The 24,183-nt window shown below is 44.1% G+C and carries 19 protein-coding genes; 13 read left to right on the top strand and 6 right to left on the bottom strand.

The features are described from left to right. Positions 1 to 83 precede the first annotated feature (83 nt). The 3 genes from JGK11_RS00955 to JGK11_RS00945 all read right to left on the bottom strand — a co-directional run bounded on the left by JGK11_RS00955 (position 84) and on the right by JGK11_RS00945 (position 1,766). Positions 84 to 287 carry a hypothetical protein gene (locus JGK11_RS00955; protein ID WP_293210258.1) on the bottom strand — a complete coding sequence of 68 codons (204 nt, stop codon included), beginning with the start codon at positions 285 to 287 and terminating at the stop codon, positions 84 to 86. Between the two features lie 8 nt (positions 288 to 295). Continuing rightward, the gene (cysE, locus tag JGK11_RS00950; RefSeq protein WP_293176439.1) at positions 296 to 1,093 is read right to left on the bottom strand and encodes a serine O-acetyltransferase; all 798 of its coding nucleotides are present in this window, start codon (positions 1,091 to 1,093) and stop codon (positions 296 to 298) included. Between the two features lie 190 nt (positions 1,094 to 1,283). Then, on the bottom strand, positions 1,284 to 1,766 hold the full coding sequence (locus tag JGK11_RS00945) for a hypothetical protein (protein ID WP_293176437.1): 483 nt from the start codon (positions 1,764 to 1,766) through the stop codon (positions 1,284 to 1,286). A 113-nt stretch (positions 1,767 to 1,879) separates the two neighbouring features. Here JGK11_RS00945 and JGK11_RS00940 point away from each other — a divergent pair, with 113 nt between their 5' ends. The 3 genes from JGK11_RS00940 (at position 1,880) to mrdA (ending at position 5,792) form a co-directional block, all read left to right on the top strand. Continuing rightward, positions 1,880 to 2,173 carry a hypothetical protein gene (locus JGK11_RS00940; protein WP_293195851.1) on the top strand — a complete coding sequence of 98 codons (294 nt, stop codon included), beginning with the start codon at positions 1,880 to 1,882 and terminating at the stop codon, positions 2,171 to 2,173. 202 nt (positions 2,174 to 2,375) lie between these two features. Further along, on the top strand, positions 2,376 to 3,791 hold the full coding sequence (locus JGK11_RS00935) for a transposase (protein WP_293210255.1): 1,416 nt from the start codon (positions 2,376 to 2,378) through the stop codon (positions 3,789 to 3,791). 171 nt (positions 3,792 to 3,962) lie between these two features. Continuing rightward, positions 3,963 to 5,792 carry a penicillin-binding protein 2 gene (gene mrdA, locus JGK11_RS00930; RefSeq protein ID WP_293210252.1) on the top strand — a complete coding sequence of 610 codons (1,830 nt, stop codon included), beginning with the start codon at positions 3,963 to 3,965 and terminating at the stop codon, positions 5,790 to 5,792. Positions 5,793 to 6,215: 423 nt separating this feature from the next. On the opposite strand, the gene JGK11_RS00925 is transcribed toward mrdA, so the two are convergent. Both JGK11_RS00925 and JGK11_RS00920 read right to left on the bottom strand, forming a co-directional pair. Next, positions 6,216 to 7,973 carry a DUF3352 domain-containing protein gene (locus JGK11_RS00925; RefSeq protein ID WP_293210250.1) on the bottom strand — a complete coding sequence of 586 codons (1,758 nt, stop codon included), beginning with the start codon at positions 7,971 to 7,973 and terminating at the stop codon, positions 6,216 to 6,218. A 121-nt stretch (positions 7,974 to 8,094) separates the two neighbouring features. Beyond that, positions 8,095 to 9,228, bottom strand: a complete 1,134-nt coding sequence (locus tag JGK11_RS00920; RefSeq protein ID WP_293210248.1) for a flagellar assembly protein H — start codon at positions 9,226 to 9,228, stop codon at positions 8,095 to 8,097. 354 nt (positions 9,229 to 9,582) lie between these two features. On the opposite strand from JGK11_RS00920, the gene JGK11_RS00915 reads away from it, so the two are divergent. The 4 genes from JGK11_RS00915 (at position 9,583) to JGK11_RS00900 (ending at position 15,600) form a co-directional block, all read left to right on the top strand. Further along, entirely contained in the window at positions 9,583 to 9,726 is a 144-nt protein-coding gene (locus JGK11_RS00915) for a hypothetical protein (RefSeq protein WP_293176425.1), read from the top strand. Positions 9,727 to 9,937: 211 nt separating this feature from the next. Continuing rightward, the gene (locus JGK11_RS00910; RefSeq protein ID WP_293210246.1) at positions 9,938 to 12,346 is read left to right on the top strand and encodes a dynamin family protein; all 2,409 of its coding nucleotides are present in this window, start codon (positions 9,938 to 9,940) and stop codon (positions 12,344 to 12,346) included. Between the two features lie 57 nt (positions 12,347 to 12,403). Then, positions 12,404 to 13,276, top strand: coding sequence for a hypothetical protein (locus tag JGK11_RS00905; protein ID WP_293210244.1), 873 nt, complete (start codon positions 12,404 to 12,406; stop codon positions 13,274 to 13,276). Between the two features lie 11 nt (positions 13,277 to 13,287). Beyond that, positions 13,288 to 15,600 carry a dynamin family protein gene (locus JGK11_RS00900; protein WP_293210241.1) on the top strand — a complete coding sequence of 771 codons (2,313 nt, stop codon included), beginning with the start codon at positions 13,288 to 13,290 and terminating at the stop codon, positions 15,598 to 15,600. A 329-nt stretch (positions 15,601 to 15,929) separates the two neighbouring features. Here the strand turns inward: JGK11_RS00900 and JGK11_RS00895 are convergent, their stop codons facing one another. Then, entirely contained in the window at positions 15,930 to 16,529 is a 600-nt protein-coding gene (locus JGK11_RS00895) for a pentapeptide repeat-containing protein (protein WP_293176417.1), read from the bottom strand. Between the two features lie 612 nt (positions 16,530 to 17,141). Here JGK11_RS00895 and purL point away from each other — a divergent pair. The 6 genes from purL (at position 17,142) to purF (ending at position 24,127) form a co-directional block, all read left to right on the top strand. Continuing rightward, positions 17,142 to 19,724: a phosphoribosylformylglycinamidine synthase subunit PurL gene (purL, locus tag JGK11_RS00890; protein ID WP_293190316.1), complete on the top strand. Its 2,583-nt coding sequence runs from the start codon at positions 17,142 to 17,144 to the stop codon at positions 19,722 to 19,724. 119 nt (positions 19,725 to 19,843) lie between these two features. Then, complete coding sequence (locus tag JGK11_RS00885) at positions 19,844 to 20,665, top strand: formylglycine-generating enzyme family protein (protein ID WP_363319617.1); 822 nt, start codon at positions 19,844 to 19,846, stop codon at positions 20,663 to 20,665. Positions 20,666 to 20,789: 124 nt separating this feature from the next. After that, complete coding sequence (locus JGK11_RS00880) at positions 20,790 to 21,005, top strand: hypothetical protein (RefSeq protein WP_293176412.1); 216 nt, start codon at positions 20,790 to 20,792, stop codon at positions 21,003 to 21,005. Positions 21,006 to 21,010: 5 nt separating this feature from the next. Further along, positions 21,011 to 21,415 carry a hypothetical protein gene (locus JGK11_RS00875; RefSeq protein ID WP_293176410.1) on the top strand — a complete coding sequence of 135 codons (405 nt, stop codon included), beginning with the start codon at positions 21,011 to 21,013 and terminating at the stop codon, positions 21,413 to 21,415. 32 nt (positions 21,416 to 21,447) lie between these two features. Further along, entirely contained in the window at positions 21,448 to 21,882 is a 435-nt protein-coding gene (locus tag JGK11_RS00870; RefSeq protein ID WP_293210239.1) for a hypothetical protein, read from the top strand. A gap of 778 nt (positions 21,883 to 22,660) precedes the next feature. Further along, entirely contained in the window at positions 22,661 to 24,127 is a 1,467-nt protein-coding gene (purF, locus tag JGK11_RS00865; protein WP_293176406.1) for an amidophosphoribosyltransferase, read from the top strand. Positions 24,128 to 24,183: the final 56 nt, after the last annotated feature.

Genomic DNA, 24,183 nt, shown 5'->3' with positions numbered 1-24,183 from the left:
TATTGGTTATTGGTTATTGGTTATTGGTTATTGGTTATTGGTTATTGGTTATTGGTTATTGGTTATTGGTTATTGGTTATTGGTTATTGGTTATTGGTTCCAATGCCCTGCGCGGGCATTCTTCCCTGTTTGGCCTTCTTCCCAATGCCCTGTTTGCCCAATGCCCAATTCCCAATGCCCAATGCCCAATGCCCAATGCCCAATTCCCAATTCCCAATTCCCAATTCCCAATGCCCAATTCCCAATTCCCAATTCCCAATGCCCAATTCCCAATTCCCAATTCCCAATTCAAATTTTAGATGCCGGTGCCGTCGAAAAATTCTTGAATTGCTTTATCTTTTAACTGACAAGCGGTGGCAACAGCTAATTGGTTTTTTTCAGCTACAGCTACATGACTGGTTTGATTTAAAGTTGAGAATGCTGAATGGAAATCGGAAACAGAAGTTAATGAGGCAGATGGTTGGGGAATCAAACTTTTTAGTTGCTGTTCGAGGGATTCGATACGATCGACTAAAGAGCGAATTACCGCAGCTTCGGAATCCGGCAAACTGCCGTGTTCTAGGGGATTGACGCGCACTCCCGATCGATAAACAATGCGGCCGGGAATCCCTACAACGGTACAGTCAGATGGTACGTCTCGCAGGACGACGGAACCGGCGCCGATGCGAACGTTGTTGCCAATTAGCAGGTTGCCGAGTACCTTGGCGCCGGCACCGACAACTACATTTTCACCGACGGTAGGGTGACGTTTGCCACTTTCCTTGCCTGTGCCGCCGAGGGTGACACCTTGGTAAATTAGGGCAAAATCGCCGACGATCGCTGTTTCGCCAATCACAACCCCCATACCGTGGTCGATGAAGACGCTTTTGCCGATCGTTGCCCCTGGGTGAATTTCAATGCCGGTCAAAAAGCGAGCAATGTGGGAAATTAAGCGGGGAATGAAGGGAAGACCCAGTACGTAAAGCCAGTGTGCGAGGCGGTGCAGCACTAGGGCCTGAAGACCTGGGTAACAAAACAAAACTTCCAGCCAGTTGCGAGCGGCTGGGTCGCGATCGAAAATTATACTGAAGTCAGCTCTAAGAGTCTTTAGCACTTTCGGATTTACCAATTTTGGTTAAACACGGCACTTTCGATCTTACATTTTACTTGATGGGGGAAGTTAGTGGCGGAGCGCGAGATTTGGGGAGTCGGAGATTGGGGGAGTGTCCCTGGAGCAGATTGGGGGAGATTGCGATAAAATTTGAAGATATTCGATTGTCCCCACCTCACAGCGCCACTGCACCCTATTCCTGTACTGAGATCGTATAGTTAGACTTGACTCCGGGTTCGAGTGTGCCGACCCAAATTTTGTATGAGCCTGCTTGCCAGTCTGAATCTACAATGCCAGCATCTTTATTCTGACCTGTATCGTCTCCGCAGCGCACGGTGTTACCGGGGCCTTGTACGAGTAAGGTGGTGTCCTTGCCTCCGCTGTTGACTTGGATGGTAAGTTTGTCCAAGTTTTGCTGCAAGACTATGATGTGGTCGGGAGTGGGGGTGGCAAAACCCAAACATTTGTTTTTGTGGCGATCGGCGTTGGCAATGGCAGATAGAGAGTACGATCCGCCTGTGGAACCTCTCAAAGCTGCTGTTGGGGCCCCAAAACCTCGCGATAAAATTAATGTGCCGAAATTGGCTGTTTCTGCTAAAACTGGGTGGGTGGCGATCGCACAAGTCGCAGCCAAGATCGCAGCGTTTTTGAAATGAACTCGCGGATTAAACAACATGGCACTACTCCTCTGTCACAACTTAAAATCACAACTCAGAATTTACCCATCGCAGCCCCAAGAATCCGAACTAGGAGAGGAAGAACATTTTTTTTTAATTAGTTCAAAACCTCTTGGTTTCTCTTCCTTATTTTTATCAGAACAACACCTGTGCGATCGCCCTTCCTCGTGCCACTCCCAGTTCTGCCACACGCGCCACGCTCATACCCGCAATTGTACGGTGTCAAGATGATAAATTTGATACTGCTTGCCTCTGTATTGGGAATTGCTTCCCTATTCGCCGAGGTTTTGCTATTGTTACCTATGAGTCTATCTGGCTGGCTCCATTTCCCGGTTTGGCTCAGCCTGACTTTGATTTTGCTGGCTATTTCTTGGTGCTTGGGCGATTAGTTTGCAGCGATCGGTGACGAGTTATTAGTTATTCAAAAGCCAATTATCAGAAAATTGGGTTGAAAACCCCGTCATTATAGGACGGCTTTAATTCAAATATAGAGCAAGGCTTCAACTTTTAAACCTTTTCAATACAAAGAAGTATGACAAACCCTTCAATCCAATAGATTTTAGTTTAAGCTTAAATCAGGTACACAACAAACAGGAGGTGACTCAATCTTGTTGACCAACTATGTTTACAAACTTCGTCCAAATCAAACCCAAGATTTAAAAATGTCAAACTGGGTGGATATGTTGAGAAGTCACTATAACTGGTGTCTGAACGACAGAATCATTCAATATAACCAACAGTTTGTTCAAGGAGACTACTGCGATATCAGAAATCAGGTTGAAGCTTGTCCGTTAACCTGCTTCGTCAGTAAAAATGGTGCAACCGGCAATCCCTGGAAAGATGGCAAGGTAGACTTTGAAGGTAAACTCAAAAATCCTCGTCGCACTGCTGGTGACATTCAAATCACATCCTTACCGAAGCTCAAAATAGCTAGACCTTGGTATAGTGGCAGTGACTCAACAGTTTTGCAACAGAACGTTAAACGTTTAGATACTGCCTACAGAAACTTTTTTGAAGGCAGAGGATTTCCTCAATTCAAAAACCGTAGTAACTTTACCTCTTTTACTTTTGTAATGGGAATAAAGATACAAGGTAACAAAATCTACTTGCCCAAAGTAGGTTGGATGCGGTTTTATAACTCACGCTCAATCCCTGATGGTTTCACTATCAAGGCTTGTGCTGTCAGGAAGCGCCAAAATGGTTGGTACGTGTCTCTGAGGATCGAAGACAAGTCTGTTCCCGATTACAAGGCTAAATCTCTCCAGGATGTGGTTAAAGTAATTGGATGCGACTTAGGGATTACCAAGCTGGTGCATCTTTCCGATGGATATCAAATTGAAAATCCCAAATTTTCAACTAATAAAAAAGTTAAACGCACCTTAAAAATTAGACAGAGACGAGTTAGTCGCCAAGTCAAAGGCAGTAAAAATCGGAAAAAAACAGCCAAAAAAGTAGGACTATTACATCAAAAAATCAGCAATCGGCGTCAAGCGTATCAATGGAAAGTCGCTCACAAAATAGTGGAGCGAAATATTGATGCAATTGCTTTAGAAGATTTACATATTTCTGGAATGCTACGTCGTTGTCGTGTAAAAATTGAGGAGAAAACTGGAAGATTTCTCAAAAATGGACAGTCCAGAAAAAAAGGTTTAAATCGCTCTATTTCTGATGCAGGCTGGGGTGAATTGATTTTGAAGATTGAGTATCTAGCTGCAAAGCAAGGAAAGGTCGTCATTAAAGTCAATCCTAAACACTCTAGCCAAGAATGTCGAAATTGTGGTCATATAGATAAGTCCAACAGAGATGGTGAAAAATTCATCTGTGTAGAATGTGGCTATCATGAACACGCTGATATTGGTGCTGCAAAAACGATTAGAGATCGAGCTTTGAAAATGGTACGCGGGGACTCTGCGAAACCTGGTACTATGTACCTAGACGCCCAAAAGGTATCACCACGCTCAAAAAGCAAATGTGGTGAGTTTGGGAACCCTAGCCATAGGGATATTAAGACCGAAATGTCTTAAGAATCCCCGTGCCTTGACTGCCGGGGAGTGTCAACAATCTTTCCGCTTCGCCCAACGGTCAATTCCCGTTAATGCAGCTTGCACCTATAGAACGGCCCCGGGTGTGATGATGTATACTGCAAAATTGACAATCAGGACTCTAAAATCTAGGATTTAACATCTACCTATAGAATGATGCAACGAGAAATTTCTGCGCTCTCTGAATTTCGCTCGAATGACAAAACTCTGCTGGAAACTCCTAAGAAACAGTCGCGTCCGATACACCGGGCGATCGTGTTAATGCTAGTAGCAACCGGTTTGCTGGGCCTGCACGCTAGCCGGCTGGTGGAATTGCAACTGGTACAAGGCAAGCAAAACCGAGAACGAGCCGAAAACAATCGCGTTCGCCTAGTACCGATGCCGGCGAATCGCGGACACATTGTCGATCGCAAAGGCAAGCTGCTAGCGGCTAACAATTTAGCTCGATCGGTCTATTTGTGGCCGAAAGAACAAACGCCCGAAGAGTGGAAAGTGACAGCACAAAAGTTGAGTCCGCTGCTAAAAATCCCGGCTAAAGAAATATTAGAGAAATTAAAAAAAGTTGATCCTCTATCCTACAGACCGGTGCGAATCAAGCAAGCTATGCCACCAGCATTGTTTGTACCGCTAGCAGAACAGGTGGGACAAATGCGGGGAGTGGAAGTGCGGCCAGAAGCAAGCCGCTACTATCCCGAAGGCAGTTTAGCTGCTCACGTTTTGGGATATATTGGCGAAGCTACCGCAGAAGACTTGAAAGCTCACCCGGAATATCCAATGGGGATGATTGTCGGTCAGATGGGCATAGAAGCAAGTTCTAACAAGGAAATTGCGGGTGTGTGGGGCGATCGGCTGATCGAAGTAAATGCCCAAAATCAAGAATTGCGACTGATGGGGGAGACACCGCCCAAACCGGGCGAGGCAGTGCAGCTAACCATAGACTTGTCCATGCAAAAAGCAGCCGAAACAGCCCTGGGGAACCGCCGGGGAGCAGTAGTGGCCCTTGATGTGAAAACCGGCGCGGTATTAGTTTTGGCCAGCCACCCGACTTTTGACCCCAATTTGTTTACGCGAAAAATCACTAAGGATGATTGGGCAACTCTTCAACAGGAAGAAAATCCATTTGTGAATCGAACCATGCAAGGCTATCCCCCCGGCAGCACGTTTAAAATTGTGACTTCCGTCGCGGGGATGGAGTCGGGCAAGTTTTCGCCGGACTCAATTATTGGTACTTCGTCTTACATTACTGTGGGGGGAATTGATTTTAACGAACACAGTGGCGGTTACGGAAACATCGGCTTTCGGGATGCCTTGGCTTTCAGCAGCAATACGTTTTTTTATCAAATCGGGATGAGTGCCGGGCCGGACGAAATTGCTAAGTGGGGACACCGCTTGGGCATTGGTAAGGATACGGATTTGAAGCTTTTGGGCCTAGGCGGTGGCGATCACGGTCAAATGCCGACCCCGGCCCAGAAGGAAAAAATCTATAAAGAACCTTGGTATGCTGGTGATACGGTAACAATGTCGATCGGTCAAGGGTTCGTGTTGGTGACTCCTTTGGAGGCGGCGGTGATGGTAGGTTCGATCGCCAATGGTGGTAATCGCGTCAAACCGCATCTTTTGACTTCTCTGACTGGCAAGCCTGAGACAAAACCAGTACCTACGGGGATGAAACCTTCGACAGTTAATGTGATTAAAGAAGGACTCGTGGCAGTAGTTACCGACGGTACGGGACAGGGGCTCAATGACGGTTCAATTCCACTAACAGCGGGCAAAACTGGGACTTCGGAGGTAATCGGACAGAAGGATCACTCGCTGTATGTAGCCTATGGGCCTGCGGACAAGCCGGAAATTGCGATCGCCGTGGTTGTGGAAAATGGCGGTTTTGGCTCTGTTGCCGCGGCGCCGATCGCCAAAGAGGTGTTTCAAGCTTATTTTGGGAAACCTAAAACACCAGTCAACCCAATAGTAGTCAATCCTGAGTAGTCATTAGTCATTAGTCATGTTTTGCGAGCTTAAGAGCTCGCGAACGTTACTCGCGAACGCTATTAGTCATTAGTCATGTTTTGCGAGCTTAAGAGCTCGCGAACGTTATCAGTCATTAGTTATGAGACAGTAAGCCCAAACACAATGTTTGTGCCAATAATTTTTAAACGTGCTATGACTCATGACTGGACTGGGAGCCTCTCACTTTTGGAAAAAGCAATTTCTTTACAGTGCGAGCGTCCCCGCTCGCGAGTGTTGGATAGATCGCGAGCGGGGACAGCACTATAAAATCAAAACTGAGATGCTCCCACTGCACTGCTGATAGATGGTCGAGGTGCGTTTACGTAAAAAACCGGGTTTTTACCACCCCTACGGATGGCATCAAACTGTCCGAATTATTGACAACTGACAACTGACAACTGACTAATTCAGCCGCATAAATATTGTAGCTTTGCGAATTCCTGTTATTTCTCCCGTACTGGTGACGGTGAGCGATCGCAAGTGGTCAAAAAGTGGTCTTGCAGAAAGTTCAATTAACCTCAACAGCGGGATTTGTTTTTCCCAAATTGCTCTGCTGGAGGGCCAGTCTAAATAAAAATAGCCGTCGTTAGCTGGCGGTAGCGGTTCGATGCTGGTTTGAAAATCTTGATTTGCCACCAAAGAGCCTGTTTCGGCTGCTTTGAGTGCTGCGTCCATTGCTTCTACGGAAGTCGTGAAAATTTCGTATTTGCCGACAGTGGCTCGAACTCCTTTTGCCTCGGTTTCGATCGCACTTTTGCTCTTATTTTTTACATCGTAACTCTGGCTCGTTGTCAACTGCGTCCAAGCGGTAATTTTCTGGTTTCTGAGAGTAAAGTTGCCGATACTGTATTCTTTGCTGCGGGCAATTTCATCGAGTTTGTCGATCGCCTTTTGAGCATCAGCAGATTTCTCGGCCGCAAAAATCCAGTCGGGAGTGTTTGACGAACTCGGAACCACGGCTAAAGCGTATTCTCCTTGTACCCAGTTAAATATATCTTGGGGCAAATTGACGCCCGAATTTTGCTGAATATCTGCGATCGCGCGATCGACTAATTTTGAAGCCTCTGCGTTAGTTGACACCGCCGATGACAAATCAGTCCAAAAATTCCTTAAATCGGTGCTGGCGACAGTGAAAGGACTGGCTGAGGGTATGTACTGCAAGGCTTGCACTGGTGCGGAGAGTGTGGGAATTGCTGTTTTGTCTCCCGATGTCACCAAAGCAGTTTGGGCCAGCAATCCCCGTCGGTTGACTCCGATAGCAACTGCGAGGGAATTGGGGGAAACTTGGGAATTTTGCTTGGTTTCCGACTGCGGGAGATTGACAAATCCTAAAGCTATTCTGCCTTGAGTTAGCTGCTGCAAAGCTTTTTGATAGTTAGGACTGTTGTTGAGATTCCGGTTTGCTGATTCTACGTTATCAATTGCATCTCGCAGCACATTCGGACTGTTGGAAAATAAAACAAAACTACTGTTACTTCCTGAATCAGAACTACCGCCGATTGCTGCTGTTGCAAAGCTGGGAGGCAAAGTTGAATTTGGTAGAGAAAGCGAGTTGAAAGACCAAATCGAATCTTTTTTAGGGTTAGTTATTGGTGACTCTTTATAAGAAATTTTCACACCTTTGTATACTTCCGACTGCACAGTTTTCTCCTTACGAGATTCTTTTTGCCAGTAGGAAGTGAGAAATTCTTGACTGCGATCGGCATTTTGGGAGGAAACGGCTAGCAAAAACCCGGTTTGTTTGCCGTTGTTGAGTTCGCGATCGTCGAAATCTGGCGTGGTGGTGGCGAAAGTAATTTCGTCACCTATCCAAGGTTGGATATCGCGACTGTAATCCAGGCCAGTATTAACGAGGAAGCTTTTTTTTATTTGCTCGAATTCAGCGTGCGATCGGCTTCTTTCTTCAGGAGAGGCAAAGATTTGTCGCAATGCTTCGAGGCGATCGGGATTTACCAGCATTGAAACTAACACAGGTGATTGTTTCGAGACAAACACAGCCGCAGCCGGAGTAGTTGTCGGCCCACCGGCGAGCAGATTGAGGGGAGTTTTGGTTGACAGCCAGTAAAAACCGCCTGCACTCAAGGCTAAGAGAGCCAAAACGCCAGCAATGAGGAAAGAAAAGAACGATCGCAACTTCATAAAACAAGGACTAATGACCACAGTCTACTATTAACTACAGTAGCGCATGACCGTAGCTATTGACACCTGCAAAATATAGAGGCGGTGTCTGTGAGAAACCGCCCCAATATTGACAGGCTATTACCCGTCAGTTTATTTTTTTCTAAGTCAATGATTGTGCCAATCTAGCCATCAGTTCTTCAATCGATAATTGAGGCAAGTCTGCCAACAGCGATGATAAATTGTCTGGGGATAAAGCCAGCAGATCGGGGATGAGATTTACCGGGATTTCTTCTAATTGTCCCGATTGAATGAAGGTTTTTTCCATAACTGTTTGTGCCAACAAAATTTGCACATTTTGGTGTTCATTTTCTCCCGCAGGCAGAGTAGATAATTGCACTAACAGCAAGGTGAACTCGGCAACAGGCAAAGCCGAAATCGGTAGAATTAATGCGACAGTTCGTGGGTCTAACTCCCCATATCTAACTTGCAAAAAACTCTCCAAAATCATCCGCTGTCCTTCTTCCCGGCCTTGTTGGAGGCCTTGTTGGAGGCCTTGTTGGAGGCCTTGTTGTTGTGCAGCTTCTAAATGTTGTTGAAAAAGAGGTGCAATCGCCATAACTAACTCCTGATCTTCATCATCCCCTGCGGGAATAGGTGGTGTATTCGCTTGCAAATTTGCCTGCAAGATGTACAATAATTCTAGCGCGTTAGTTCGGAGTGGATTATCCACAGGCAATGCACTGAGTTCTGCGATCGCCTGCTGCTGTACCCGCCCGCGGCCCAACATCCGCAACCACATAGTCTCGGGGCTTCTCGGTAGCTGGTGAATCGCGATTAGTCCGACTCTCCAAACCTGAGTTAAAAAATAAACTCCTTTCGCCCAGCCCTCGGACTCTTCGGGAACCCGAAAACCAAAACTGTCCAGTAAAAGTTCCGAAGCAGTGGGAGTTAAAATCCACAACCTCGGCAATTGTTTTTCTTCTAAACCCTGGTCTTCTCGATTCGTCTGCCGCCCCAGTTTCGCCCTACTATTTAATAGTTTTACCACACAACTGAAGATTCCCTCAGTATTAACCGGATTGCGAAACGGCTCAATCACAGCTACAGTAGCAGCCATCTTACCCAATAAACCCAAACTCTGAACATATTCGCCCTCAAAAGAAGTGGGTTGAAACCAGACATCAATTTCTCTGACTTCAGCGGTGACATCTTTGCTGGTTTCTACTTCTCCCAGAGGCGACAATAACTCTTGAAGGTATTCTTTAGCAAACTGATCGTGGGGAAACTTAGTCATAAAGTCAATGTTTTGCACTCCCTGCTATTTTACACAAACAAATAGTCATTAATACAAACCAAACTCAAATGTTAACAATATCAACGTCCTCTGAACAAAGAGTTTTCCTGCCAAATATCAGTTATAAATTATATGAATATTTGCTCGCGTAACTGGGAAACCAACGTTCGACAAGAATTGCTTATCATCAAGGTCAATTAGAAATTATGGTGCCGCTACCGGAACATGAAAATCGCAACAGACCGATCGATCGCACTCAAACAGCAGGCGCAACCGCAGCAGTGCGAGAATTCCGGGAATGGGTGAGGAATAGGTAATTGTGAGTCTACCAACTCTTAACGTGCGAGATCCCTCGTGCACGCAAACGACAATCACAGAGCTCGCACAAAACTGGTGTTTGACTGTGCGGGCGATCGACTTTTGGGGAATATGGGTATAATTTATTACAATAGAGAGCGCTCGTTCGGCGAGCGGGCGATCGTTTCATACCTGCATTAAGCAACGCCCGCCGATCATCTGATTGAAGACCTGCAACAATCTCAAGAGCCTGTGTGTAAAATTCTTTAAAGAAAGTGCGATCGTATCTTTACAAGTATAGTATAATACCCTAGAGTCATAATTAAACAGTGCGGCTGTCAGCCCTCTATCAGTTGCGACTCAAATATGTTAAATAGGATACATATTCACTCTCAACACCAGTATTTAACACATGAGTAAACAATTATACAAAGTTTTTGACGAAGTAGAATTCCAAGCTCAACTGCTTGCTAAATACTGGAATAATTTTTCTACAGAAATCTCCGAACATTTACCAGATACATATCAGCCTGAAATACAAGAACTTTCTAGTAAATTAGACGAGGCTTTAAGTAATCTGGTTGATGAACTTCGTAATCCAACTCTGACTCTTGCGACTACAGGAACCACCAGTAGTGGGAAAAGCACTCTGGTAAATTTGTTATGTGGAGCCGAAATTGTCCCCGTAGCCGTAAGTGAAATGAGCGCAGGGGCAGTCACTATCGAATATAGCAAGGAAAAGTCTCTAATAATCCATGAAACACCAGGAGCATTGTGGGAATGTGGAGAATGGAGAGGTATCAGAGAGGAAAAAATTTATCAGCGCTTATACCAAGTAATGATAAGTTATATCGAAAACAGAGAAAAACAACCGAATTTAGCTTGCCCACAATCTACAATCTTTTACCCTTTCAGGCTTGTCAAAGAGTCTAAACTGGAACTGCCACAAGGAACAAGGGTAAAAATTCTTGATTTACCTGGTTTGGCGTATGTGGGCGATCAAGGTAACGCAGATGTTATTAAACAGTGCCGAGAGGCATTGTGCATAGTCACATACAATAGTGCAGAAACCGATGCACATAAAGTAAAAAGCTTACTGCAAGAAGTTGTACAGCAGGTAAAAGATTTAGGTGGTTCTCCTGCACGTATGCTCTTTACTCTGAATCGGATTGACGTTTTTCGAGCCGACAAAAATTGGCCTGAAACAGAAAATCGCTTTGTTGAAAAAGCTATACGTGATATAAAAAACGAATTGACTGAACAATTACAAGAATATACAGAAGATATTGAGAAGTTACAAGTTGTCAAACTTAGTACATGGCCTGCGCTACTAGCCCTTCAGATCCAAAATAATGATGATATCTATAGTGCTGAAGCCTGTAAAAAGGCAGACAACAATTTTAATGGATTAATTGATGAAGATATATTAGAAGTCCTGCCACGTAACGTACAGAAATGGTCTAGACACGATCGAAACCGAGTTGCTGAAGCATTATGGCAAAAATCTTATGCAGAGGAATTTCAACAGAACTTAAGGGGACATATTACTCAACACTTTCCACAGTTAGTAATCCCACAAATTATAGAACGCTTCAATCTATCCGCAGGAAATGCCGTAACGGAATGGGCAACACAAACAACAACAGCTATTCTTAATAGTTCGGAAGAACGCTATAAACAGGAATACGAAAATATATCAAGGATTAGGGCATCACTTAAACAGTTCTTAGAAATTAGCGATACAAATTTAAAACAGCCTTTTGAAAGACTAGATACAAAAGTTAAACAGGTTCTAGGAAAACAGTCAGAAGATGATGTTGTGAAGTATATAAGAACCATAATTTCGGAACTCCAGCAGGTCGAACCATACAATGAATTAAAAGAAAAATTATTCCCACTTTATTCATGGGAAAATGAATTTCAAAAAGGAATTAACCAAGTATTGGAAGCAGTGGCAAAGTCTTTAGAAACTGGAAGGGTAGACTTAGACAGTCCGAATTTAAAAAGAGCAAATGTTTTAAATGTCAATTTACTAGCAAGAAACTTGAACCGTTTAGTTGGCTTAGGCTACAAGGCTTCCGTTGCTAAAGAAGGAATAACAATGGAAGCAAGAACGGAGGCAGAGAAAAATAAACTCAAAGAACTTAATGAAGAACTCAATGAACTAGCTATCCATCTTAACATTGTTATACAGGATGTATTAGAACAGATTTCTACTCAAGAATTAAATAGAATTCATCAGGCTGTCTCCGAATTGTTTCGTTGCCATTTGTCTTATTTTGAAAATGAAGCCAATGATATTGCACCTAACATAGCGATTAAATTTCCTGAATCAGAACTGATTAAAGTCGAGAGTCATTTAACATTTAATTTTAGATTTCAAGCAGGATTTCCTATTACAAAAGGAACTTGGGAGGAAGCAGTACAGGTTGAAAGACAAAAAAGAACTTGGTATACATTGTGGATAGGGAAAAAAACCATTTATGAAACCGAGTATCAACCACGTTCTAGCGATAATGCTAAACTACCCAGCATAGAATATTTACTGACTGGTTGGATAGAGCAGGCGAAAGGGGAAGAGTCAGAAAGAGTAAATCAAGTTGCACGCTGGTTACTAGAACAAATTGATTGTCTAAAAAAAAATGTAGATAAAGTTCAGAGTGATATTATTGACCGTTATCAAGAAAGGCTCGATAAGGCAAATCAAGAAATTACTATTGATTATGAAAAGCAAAGAAACGTCTGGCAACCTATGGAACAAAAAGCTCAAAACCTAGCAGAAGAGTTTTCTAGCTTAGGAAAAATCTGGAAAGTTAACTGAATTGACAATTGATTTTGTTAATTTAAAATCCTTGTTCTATCCCAAAAATATAATGACATGAATCCGCAACCCAAATTTTCAGTAGGTCAAAACATAGAAAAATTGTATCAAGCGATTTGTGAGGAGATTTATCCTAAAATTAAAAATCAAAATAAGGGAGTTCTGTCCACAGTAATATATATAATACTTGGATCAGACAACTCACAAGCTCAAGAAGTTTGTCAGTATCTTAAAATTAAAGATTACGCATCATTAGAAGATGATTTATCTATATCAGTTGATATTATTGGGCTTTTCATAAGTAATCCTAATAACAAAACCCAATGGATAAATGATAATATAATTAAGCCTGGGAAAGAGATGTTTAAAAATGCACGTAAGTTTGGGAGTAATTTGGAAGGTAATGATATGAAGTTATTTCAGATTGTTGTTATAGGATGTCTCATTGTAGGAGCAGTTGTTTGTATAAAATATCTTGAAAAAGCTAAAAAAGAACGAGAAGTAGGAAATAGTCGCCAAATTCCGCCATCAGATATCTCTCCACCACGTCCAAAAGTTTCTGTACCTGTAGCTTTGTGTCTTATTGTACCAGCATCGGTGGTAGGAAATTTAAGCAACAATAACCCAATTAATGTGTCTGACATAGAAAAACTCATAGATAGTTCCTTATATTTTCTATGTACAACTCCAGAAGATGCGAAGGCGACATGGGAGCTTTTAGACAGAACCGACGAAGATATTACAACTGTTAGTGAACAGAGAGAAATTTACATCAGGATTAACATTGATGATGGGGAAGAAATGATTGGGAAGAAAGTCCCATATATTTTAAAGAGAAATCTCCCTTCTAATGGACAAGGTATGGTTACACAATTAGCTTCTCTGAAATATCTATCTGTATCGGGTTTAGAAAAATTTAACCGCATTTAAGGAAGCCCAAAATGGATTGGAAAACAGCATCTTCTTACTATGAAGCTCGTCTTAGCGACGCTCTAAACGTGCAGCGACACGCGGTTAATTTGGCTATGTTACCCCAGGCTGAAGTTCCTGCTCGATTAAAAGACGTACTTTTGCAAGAAGCAGAACCAACTCGCCGTCAACTTGAAAGACTCAAAAAGCGTGAGTTTCGCATCGCTGTCGTTGGATTAGAGAAAGCGGGAAAAAGCACCTTTATTAATGCCTGGTTGGAATGTGATTTACTTCCAGCTAAGGGAGGAAGATGTACATTTACAACCACTCAAATTTATTCAGTTGAAAATGAGTCCGAACAAAGGCTGGAAGTACAAGCCAGGAACGAAGAGGAGTTTATCAACTTACTCAAGGAACTGGATAAAGTAGGAGCGAAAGAAGACATAAATACCATAAGAGCAAACGAAATAACTTTACAACAGGTAAGAAGAGAAGGTAATGTGACTTTCTCATTTACTAGACTAGAAGATATTAGAGAACCGCTAAAAAAATATGTAGCAGATGAAAAGTATGCTCACGCTGTTTTAGAAGCTCGACTTTATACTAACAAACTTGCTCAAGCTGAAGGTATCGTTTTTTATGATGTTCCGGGTTTGGATTCTGGTTTAGCAAAGCACGTTGACGAAGCACAAGAAATGCTATCTGACTGTGATGCTGTGATATTAGTACAGCGGTTTACTAGCCTCCGAGAAAAGGAACTAGAAATAATAAAATTCACAGAACTTGGCGATAAAAACGTCACCGTTGCTGATAAGCTGTTTGTTTTTTTAAGTCGAATTGATTCATTAGGTAGTGCAGAGGCGCTTAAAACACATATTGAAGAAGCTTCCCAAGATTGGTTAAGGCGTGCAAACCTTCCACCTGAACGCATTGTATATGGTTCAGCGGGAGCCTATTTAATTTTGAATGGTTTAGCAGGAGAACAGACTAAGTTAGAGATTGGAGAAGCCAGTAACATTCAAGCTCAGTTGAAGAGATTAACTGGAATTACCGATCGAGAGATTATTACTAAAGATGGCACGGGCATTCCAGAAATTAAAGACAAAATATTTAACTATATCAACACTGAGCGTGTCTCTATTTTAAAGAAAAGATGCGAAGCGTCTATCGATAAAATTATCAGCAATTCTGAAGAAATTTATATTACAGTTAGCAAAAAATATCCTGAAAATCCTGAAGAAGCAAAGCTCTTTGAAGAAAATAATCGCCGAGTTTTGTTTACAGAATGGTGGAACCAAAAATGGGAAATAATTAGAGCTGACTTACAAAAATATTATGAACATTCTGTTGTCAACAAACCCTTAGAGAGTTCAAGTGCTAACTCATTCACTCAAATAGAAAAATTTAGAGAACGATATTTACAAATCGTTGAGGCAGAAATGAAGAAACTTAGGGAGGAAACATTTAAAAAGAAAGATACGATTTTTCTAGCTAACTCAAATCCCGAGTTCGATCGAATGAAAGCCAATTTTGCTTGGCGTGATAGTTTGTACGGTGATATTAGTAAGCTTTTATCTTCAATTGCTCATCAACTTGCTTTAGAACTTAAGGATGAAGCCTTAAAATTAGTTGACTACATGACAAGGTTATTATGGGAAAGTAACCAAGTAAAATTCAGGCTAATTGAAAATTCCGAGGAGTATTTTTTAGCAAAACTCGAAAATAGTTTAAGCGTATTATTTTTACGCTTTGCCCGTCCAGTTGCGGAAGCGCTGATTCGTGGCCCTGTAAATAGTGATACTCGAAATAAAATCATCAAAAGTTTAGGAGTAGATATTGAAATTGTTGATAACTACTATAGTGGCGAAGAAGCTGCCTTTAAAATTCTCAAAAAATATGTAAAATATGGCTCGGATTTACTATTTAATCCTGACCTTCGGCAACAAGTCTTGGGAGTGCCAGGAGTAGCAACACAAATTGCTGGGGTAGCAACGCAAATAGTGGTAGATGTTTCTAAAGGCCTGACATCTCCACAAGACTCTGTAGCTTTTGAGGTAGAGAATGATATTAATGCGTTTGAAGAATACCTACGCTATGCAATTTTCGGTGCCTCTGGTTTCGAGTCATACTGTATTCAAGAACTGAAGGGTTTAGTTGATAGTTTCCGAGACAAAGAAGGTACTTGGACTGGGGTTGCTCTCAATGAGTGGTTGCAGGAAAATCCACTTCTCTTTGCTGAAATACCTGATAACTTGAAGTCACAAGAATCGAATTTAGAAGTTAGCGAACGATTGAGGCAATTATCTATTGCTTTAAAAAGAAGTCGTTCGCCGGAGGTACTGTGAGTGACTGAAAATACAGGAAAATAGACCTTTTGCAAAAGTCCTTTTAATCAAATTTTAGGACGGCAAGATGCCCATTGCACAAGAAAAGATGATTTTTGTGGGAGGGGCCGGAGAGCCCGTCTTAGCTATTTTTGCAATCTTGTCTAATTTAACATAAGTCTGTGGGTACGATCGCCCAAAACATCTTCCACCATCATCAATCAGCTTCTAAATCGCCGGAATAATCCCCGCCTCGATCGCACGCTTAACGTCCTCCCAGTAGCGGCGGACGTGCTTTCATACCTAACGTTATCAGGGTTATTTTACCAAACGCGAACTAATTGTGCAGGTTACCACGGCAAGCCTCGCGCATCGGAAAAATCAGCATCGAGAACCGCCCCCGGATCGAATATAGCGCCAGTTAAATCAGCTTTTCTAAACGACGTTACTGATAATTTTTCGATTTCTTCAACAGCGATAAAAAAGCCGATCGCACATAACCCCAAAATAACCCCAGAAACCAAAAATAAACCAATTCCCCTCAGAGTATCCCCGCCCAAAAATGTCACAATACCGTTAGCGCCGATCGCAGCAGCAGCCCCAGCTACAGCCCCCGCCACAATTCCCGCCTCGCCCCGAGTCGCAGCAATCGCCGTCGCAGCAGTCCCAGCCACAGCCACAGCCCCCGCATCCACCCCGCCAATCAGTCCAATCAAAGCCCCAGCAGCCGTCACTATCACCGCTGTTACGCCAGCCCTAGCAATCAATTTTTTTACTCGGCGGCGGCTTTGTCCGGTTCTGACGCCCTGAAAATTTGCCCCTCTCAAAATCGCCCCGGTGAAATTGCAGCCTCGAATGTCGCAACCGCTGAAGTTCGCCCCTGATAAGTCCAGCCCTTTAAATGAACGGTTCCGCAAGTTTTGGTTGGCAAAATTGAGATTTTGAGTCATAAGGAAGAGGGAAGAAGGAAGAAGGAAGAAGGAAGAGGGAAGAAGGAAGAGGGTTTGAGGAATTAAGCATATCTTAACTGTCGGGTGCGACTTCTTTAGCAGAAAATAAGATATATGTCAATTATTATCCGATATTTGGTAACTTCTCAGTTTCCCTGTACGATCGATCGCGTCCTAGGAATTCATCGGAGCCGCCAAAAACTGCTACGATCTTTGAGATTAAGTTGACAACAATGCAGCCCCTTCAATTCATGCTAGAAATTAAAATCTGAATGCTGTTATCCACAAACTCTGTCATCCTAGAAATTAGCATTAACAGTCCTGGATGGACGAGTGGTCAGAAACCGGGTTTTTTACCGAAAAGATTTGGGTGCATCTGGCGCAAGACAAATATGTTTGTAGGGGCGAAGCATGACCGCAGTCAATATGGGATTATAACTAATAATTTATATGCGGTCATGCTTCGCCCTCCTCAAAAACCAGATGCACCCAAAGATTTCCTTCCAACCCTCAGATTAAATAAAAAACCCGGTTTCTTTGGTCTTGATACCTAAATCCCGATCGACAAAATCCCAAGTCGGGATGTAAAATCTACAAAACATCGCAATTATTATGCCAAACCTCCCATTTTCCCCCGAACAAATTGCCGCTGAAAGACTCAAACCCGAAGAATATGAAGAAATCGTTCAGCGTCTCGGCCGCCATCCCAATAAGGCTGAATTGGGAATGTTCGGCGTGATGTGGAGCGAACACTGCTGCTACAAAAATTCGCGGCCGCTATTAAAACAGTTTCCCACAGAGGGCGATCGCATTCTCGTCGGCCCAGGAGAAAATGCCGGCGTCGTAGACTTGGGAGATGGCTTGCAACTTGCTTTCAAAATTGAATCCCACAACCACCCGTCAGCAGTGGAACCTTTCCAAGGTGCTGCAACTGGCGTCGGTGGGATTCTCCGCGATATCTTTACAATGGGTGCTCGCCCGATCGCACTTTTGAATTCTCTACGTTTCGGCAATTTAGATGATAGCAAAACTCAGAGATTGTTCAAAGGTGTTGTATCGGGAATCAGTCACTACGGAAACTGCATCGGCGTACCCACGGTTGGCGGCGAAGTTTATTTCGATGCTGCTTATTCTGAAAACCCGCTAGTTAATGTCATGGCTTTGGGTTTAATGGAAACTCAAGAAATTGTTAAATCTGGCGCATCGGGAATCGGAAATCCTGTGCTTTATGTGGGTTCAACTACTGGCAGAGATGGCATGGGAGGCGCAAGTTTTGCTAGTGCAGAATTGACCGACAAATCAATGGATGACCGCCCAGCAGTCCAAGTAGGAGATCCGTTTCTCGAAAAATCCTTAATTGAAGCTTGTTTGGCAGCATTCAAAACTGGTGCTGTCGTCGCCGCCCAAGATATGGGCGCGGCAGGAATCACCTGTTCGACATCGGAAATGGCAGCCAAAGGTGGTGTCGGAATTGAATTTGATTTAGATAAAGTTCCGGTTCGAGAAAGCGGTATGGTTCCCTACGAATACCTGCTTTCGGAATCGCAAGAACGGATGTTGTTTGTCGCACAGAAAGGACGGGAACAGGAATTAATTGATATTTTTCATCGCTGGGGATTGCACGCCGTAGTCGCGGGGACAGTCATCGCAGAGCCGATCGTCCGAATTCTGTTTAAAGGCGAAATCGCTGCTGAAATTACCGCGACTGCTTTGGCAGATAATACGCCAATTTATCACCGCGAATTGTTAACGGAAGCGCCAGAATATGCTAGAAAAGCATGGGAATGGACGGCGGACAAGTTGCCGGAATGCACCGCAGCCGGTATCGAAGTTCAAGGTGATTTCCAAACTTGGAATCAGATTTTGCTGACTCTTTTAGATACTCCCACCATCGCTTCTAAACGCTGGGTTTATCGCCAATACGACCATCAGGTGCAAAATAATACTGTTGTTTTGCCGGGAGGCGCTGATGCTGCTGTGGTCAGATTGCGGCCTCTGGAACCATGTCAAAAAGAACCCCCCCAACCCCCCCTTGCTAAGGGGGGGCTACAAGAGGAAGAACCCGCCCTTACTAAGGCGACGCTACAAGAGGAAGCAGAAGCTATTCCCTTATTTAAGAAAGCACAAGGAAGAGAAACTGCCGAATTTTCTCCCCCCCTTGTAGGGGCGGTGCCCCCGTGCCCGCCCTCGCCAGGGGGGGTTATTCCCGGAGTTGCGGCGACGGTTGATTGCAATTCTCGCTATGTTTATCTCGACCCTTATGAAGGTGCAAAAGCCGTCGTAGCGGAAGCAGCGAGAAACTTAAGTTGTGTCGGTGCTGAACCTATTGCAGTTACGGACAATCTCAATTTTGGCAGTCCCGAAAAACCTGTAGGATATTGGCAGTTAGCATCGGCTTGTCGCGGGATTGCTGATGCTTGTCGCGAGTTGAAAACACCTGTGACTGGGGGTAATGTTTCTCTGTACAATGAAACGGTTGATTCTGATGGCAATCCTCAACCGATTTATCCAACTCCGGTAATCGGAATGGTGGGATTGATTCCAGATTTGACGAAGATTTGCGGTCAAGGTTGGCAAAAGAAGGGCGATTTAATTTATGTGTTGGGAATTGGAGCAAATAGTCAGGATGAACTGACCTTTTTTCAATCTGCTAATTCTGAATTGAAAACTGAAACTCCGAAGAAATCGGCTTTTGCTACTCTCGGAGGTTCGGAATATTTAGCGGCAGTTCACGGGATTGTAGCGGGGAAACCGCCAAGGATTAATTTTGAATTGGAAAGGAAAGTGCAATCAGTTTGTCGCGACGGTATTCGCAGCGGTTGGGTATGTTCGGCCCACGATGCTGCGGAAGGTGGAATTGCGATCGCCCTGGCGGAATCCTGCATCTCTGGTAAACTGGGTGCGGAAATCCATCTGGGCTTGAATTCGGCAAATGTTAGCCGTTGGGATGAAGTTTTGTTTGGTGAAATGGGCAACTGCATTATTGTTTCCATCGCGCCGGAAAATCAAGGAGTTTGGGAAGCTTACTTGCAAGAACATTTGGCTAAAATGTGGCAGAAAATCGGTGTAGTTGGGGGTGCTGACTCGCCTTTGCGGGTGTTGAGTGCGGATAATTTGGGGTTGATTGAGGTCGGGATGGGTGATATGGGCGATCGGTTCTATAATGCGATCGAGCGTCGAATTGGATCTGTTTGATGGCGAGCGATAAGTAGCGGTGGTTGAAAGTGCCTGGTTTCAACCACCGCTACACTGACAAAACCCGCCTGCGCGGGTTAAATTTCTACAATATCTTTTCTTCTTTAAAACCCACAATTATGAGAAATTTACAAACGTTTGATTTTGAAACAGTGACAGTTGATGTCCAGGGTAATATAACTAACCGTAAAGACAATCAAGCACAATTTATTAGCGAAGATTTAGGTGGCGGTGCAAGCTTAGAAATGATAGCAATCCCTGGAGGCAGTTTCCTGATGGGCTCCCCCACTGAGGAAGTAGGGAAAGAAAATATGGAAAATCCGCAACACAAAGTTAACATCAACACAAAGTTAACATCTCTCCTTTTTTTTATGGGCAAGTATGAAGTCACTCAAGAGCAGTGGCAAGCAGTGATGGAAAATAATCCATCTAAATTCAAAGGCGCGAAACGTCCTGTAGAAAAAGTAAGTTGGAATGATGCTGTGGAATTCTGCGAGAAACTTTCCCAAAAAACAGGCAAGACTTATCGCTTACCTTCGGAAGCCGAGTGGGAATATGCTTGTCGCGCGAGAACTAAAACACCTTTTCACTTTGGCGAAACAATTACCGCGGATTTAGTCAATTATAGTGGCTATCCCTATGGTTCTGCACAATGGGAACCTTCCCGCAAAGAAACAACGGATGTCGGGAGTTTTCCTCCGAATGCTTTTGGACTTTACGATATGCACGGGAATGTTAACGAATGGTGCAGCGATAGCGTGAATTTTAACTACAATGGCGCACCAAATGATGGAAGTTCTTGGGAAACTCACTCTGACTTGAGAGTTCTTCGTGGCGGTTCCTGGAAATGTCATGCGGTGAATTGTCGCAGTGCCTATCGCTCCGGGAATAGGGCAGGCGACGACGACAGAGGTTTTCGCGTTGCTCTTGTTTCTGGGTAGTCTCACTTGTAGGTGCGTCGCTATCAACAATCTACAAATCAAATTGACAATCTCACAGCGACGCACCCTACAAACACTGTTCACCTGCTATCATCAAGATAGACGCATCGTAGGAAAACAACCGATGACACTAACAGAATTACTCCCTACCATTAAAAAACTGTCTGCGATCGATAAACGAGAGTTAATCCGTATTCTTATGGCGGAAGAAGATATCAGTCAGAATATTTTTCCTTTGGAACCTTACAAGACTTACTACTTGCCAACTCCCTACAATACTTTTGGTGCTGGTACAGCTTTGATGCAGGCAATGAATCTGGCTAACAGCAACGAAAAGTGAGTATTATGCGATTTCAATACTCTACCAATCACCCCTCTCAAGATGAGTTTGACAGCTTACCGCGCATTCCCTTGATTCTGCACCACAATAACCAGAGAGTCGAAGTTGTTGGGTTAGTAGACAGCGGTGCAACAGTGAGTGTATTGCCTTACAAAATAGGAATTCAGCTTGGCTTAGTGTGGGATGACAGCAAAGCCATTATTCGACTGGCTGGTAACGTTGGTAATCAACCAGCGATGCCAGTATTTTTCATGGCTGAAATAGGGGAGTTTGCTCCGGTAAGATTAGTATTTGCTTGGGCAAAAAGTGATAGCGTATCATTGATTCTGGGACAGACAAATTTTTTCTTAGAATTTGACGTTCACTTTTATCGTTCTCGGCTTGAGTTTGATATTGAGCTGAAGCGTTAATTTCCACCATAATTTATTGGCACGGTAATTCTATGACTGCTACAACCGATCGCCCTTTAAAACATTTTTGCATAGAAGACCTGAAAAGTGCCGACCTCACAGGTATTTCTCTCATCCCTCAACCTTTAACCTTGCGTTTGGACTTTACTTTCGGAACCGGGATCTACGATACTGCGATCGAATTCTATCAACTCGTGCATCAGGTAATCTCTCAACCTGTCAACTCCGACTCAGAAGACTCTTGCTTCTGGGTAGGTAACGCAGAATTAAGACAACTGACAGAAGATAAGAGTCAAATTTTATCTGCTTTGTCCTATCCTTTTCAAAATCAAGAGGGTTTGGTTGAGACAGGTTCTTCAACTCTTTTCTACTTTCGGCTGGAAGGAGATATTTGTATCGAAGTAGTTTGCGGTAGTTACAAAATTTTTCAAGAATTGGAAGCGGCGGTTGAAACCGCGTCTAGATAAACAAAACCCGGAGGATGTGCGGGTTGAAGCCGTAGGGTGCGTCGCTATCAACAATCTACAAATCAAATCGACAATCTCGCAGCGACGCACCACATAATAGCAAGTGCATGGACTTAATCCGTAGGGTGCGTCGCATCGAAAATCTGCAATTTCGATCGACAATCTCGCAGCGACGCACCACACAATAGTAAGGTGCATCGCCATCTACAATCTGCAAGTTTCATCAAGAATCTCGCAGCGACGCACCCTACCAATTAGACTGAAAAATTTATCTGCTCTGTGCTATTGACATAACTTGTCGTGTCAAAAATGATTTATATGGCCGCACAGATTCCCATGATGATATAGTATGTCAATCTCACACAAAAGTCAAGAGCGATCGCCATTAAATGCTAATATTTCAAACAGCCCGTGAAGCGTAGCTATCCCGTAGGAAATCGCCCTCGATATCTTAATCTTTGAAAAAGACCTATTTGCCCTACAAAATCTATCGATTTGCGAATCCCGAATTACTTATGCGGGTTTTCCCCCCGTTAGCGAAGCCCTCGAAGAGGATCGCCCCCCGTGAATAAACGCTACTATCAGAGATATGGGCGATCGATATTACAATCCCCTTAAACGCCCCACATCCCCAGCCAGAATGCCAAACAACTTGAAATTAATGTTCGATCCGTGGCAATATTAAGGAATTATTAAGTTATGCGACGCGATCGCAAACAAAACTTCCCGCTGAAACTTTCCCGCTAACCCACCGTTCCCATTAGGAGCCCACCCATCTATGATTCCCAACCATTCCTTCGAGGCTGACGAGCATTCTAGCAAACCAGACAAGCCCGAGGAAGCTTGCGGCGTTTTCGGTATCTACGCACCGGGTGAAGATGTCGCCAAGTTGACCTACTTCGGCTTGTATGCTTTGCAGCACCGAGGTCAGGAATCCGCCGGAATTGCTACTTTTGATGGTGAAACAGTCCACCTGCACAAGGAGATGGGACTGGTTTCCCAAGTCTTCAACGAATCGAATTTAGGTCATTTGCCCGGTAACTTAGCCGTAGGGCACACTCGCTACTCTACTACCGGCTCGTCCCGCGTGGTCAACGCTCAGCCTGTGGTTGTCGAAACTCGCTTGGGAAGTCTGGCTCTAGCACATAACGGGAATCTTGTCAATACTAAAGAATTGCGGGAAGAATTGCTGTCTCGGAAGTGCGAGTTTGTCAGCACGACGGATTCAGAGGCGATCGCAGTGGCGATCGGTTGGGAGGTAGACCAGGGCAAAGACTGGCTGGAAGCTGCGATCAGTGCCTTTGCTATGTGCCAAGGAGCCTTTAGTTTGACGATCGCCACCCCCCAAGGCGTCATGGGAGTCCGCGACCCCCACGGCGTCCGCCCGCTGGTAATTGGCACCCTCCCCACAACTCCGCAACGGTACGTTTTAGCATCGGAAACCTGCGGATTAGATATTATCGGTGCTGAATTTTTGCGGGACGTAGAACCGGGAGAATTAGTTTGGATTACAGAGGAAGGTATGGCTTCTTTCCACTGGAGTCAGCAGCAAAAACGCAAACTTTGCGTCTTTGAAATGATCTATTTTGCTCGACCAGACAGCATTATGGAAGGTGAAAATTTATATACCTACCGACTGCGGATCGGGCGGAGGTTGGCAGTCGAATCTCCGATTGATGCTGATATAGTCATCGGTGTTCCCGATTCTGGAATCCCAGCGGCGATCGGCTTTTCTCAAGCTTCCGGCATTCCTTACGCCGAAGGATTGATTAAAAATCGCTACGTCGGACGCACTTTTATTCAACCGACTCAGACAATGCGCGAGTCAGGAATCCGCATGAAACTCAACCCTCTCAAAGATGTGTTGGAAGGAAAGCGGGTCATTATTATCGACGATTCTATCGTCCGCGGCACTACCAGCCGCAAAATTGTCAAAGCCTTGCGGGATGCGGGCGCCACCGAAGTTCACATGAGAATTTCTTCGCCCCCAGTGACTCATCCTTGTTTTTACGGCATCGACACCGACAATCAAGATCAGTTGATTGCTGCTACCAAGTCCGTCGCCGAAATTGGCGTTCAAATTGGGGTGGATTCCTTGGCTTTCTTGAGCCGGGAAGGAATGCTGAGTGCGACTAACGAAGACACGAAAAGTTTTTGTTCGGCGTGTTTCACCGGCGATTATCCGATCGAGATTCCGGAAATGGTCAAACGGGCGAAGCTCTTATTAGAAAAGGCTGCAACCTAGAAAACCAAACAGCGAGAAAGCGATCGCCAGTCAGTAGATTTTAGATTTTAGATTTT

Origin of the sequence: Microcoleus sp. PH2017_34_RAT_O_A, assembly GCF_020737885.1 — a bacterium.
Taxonomy (GTDB): Bacteria; Cyanobacteriota; Cyanobacteriia; order Cyanobacteriales; family Microcoleaceae; genus Microcoleus.
The sequence above is the reverse complement of the archived record's forward strand: the minus strand, read 5'-3'. Positions and strand labels throughout refer to the sequence as shown.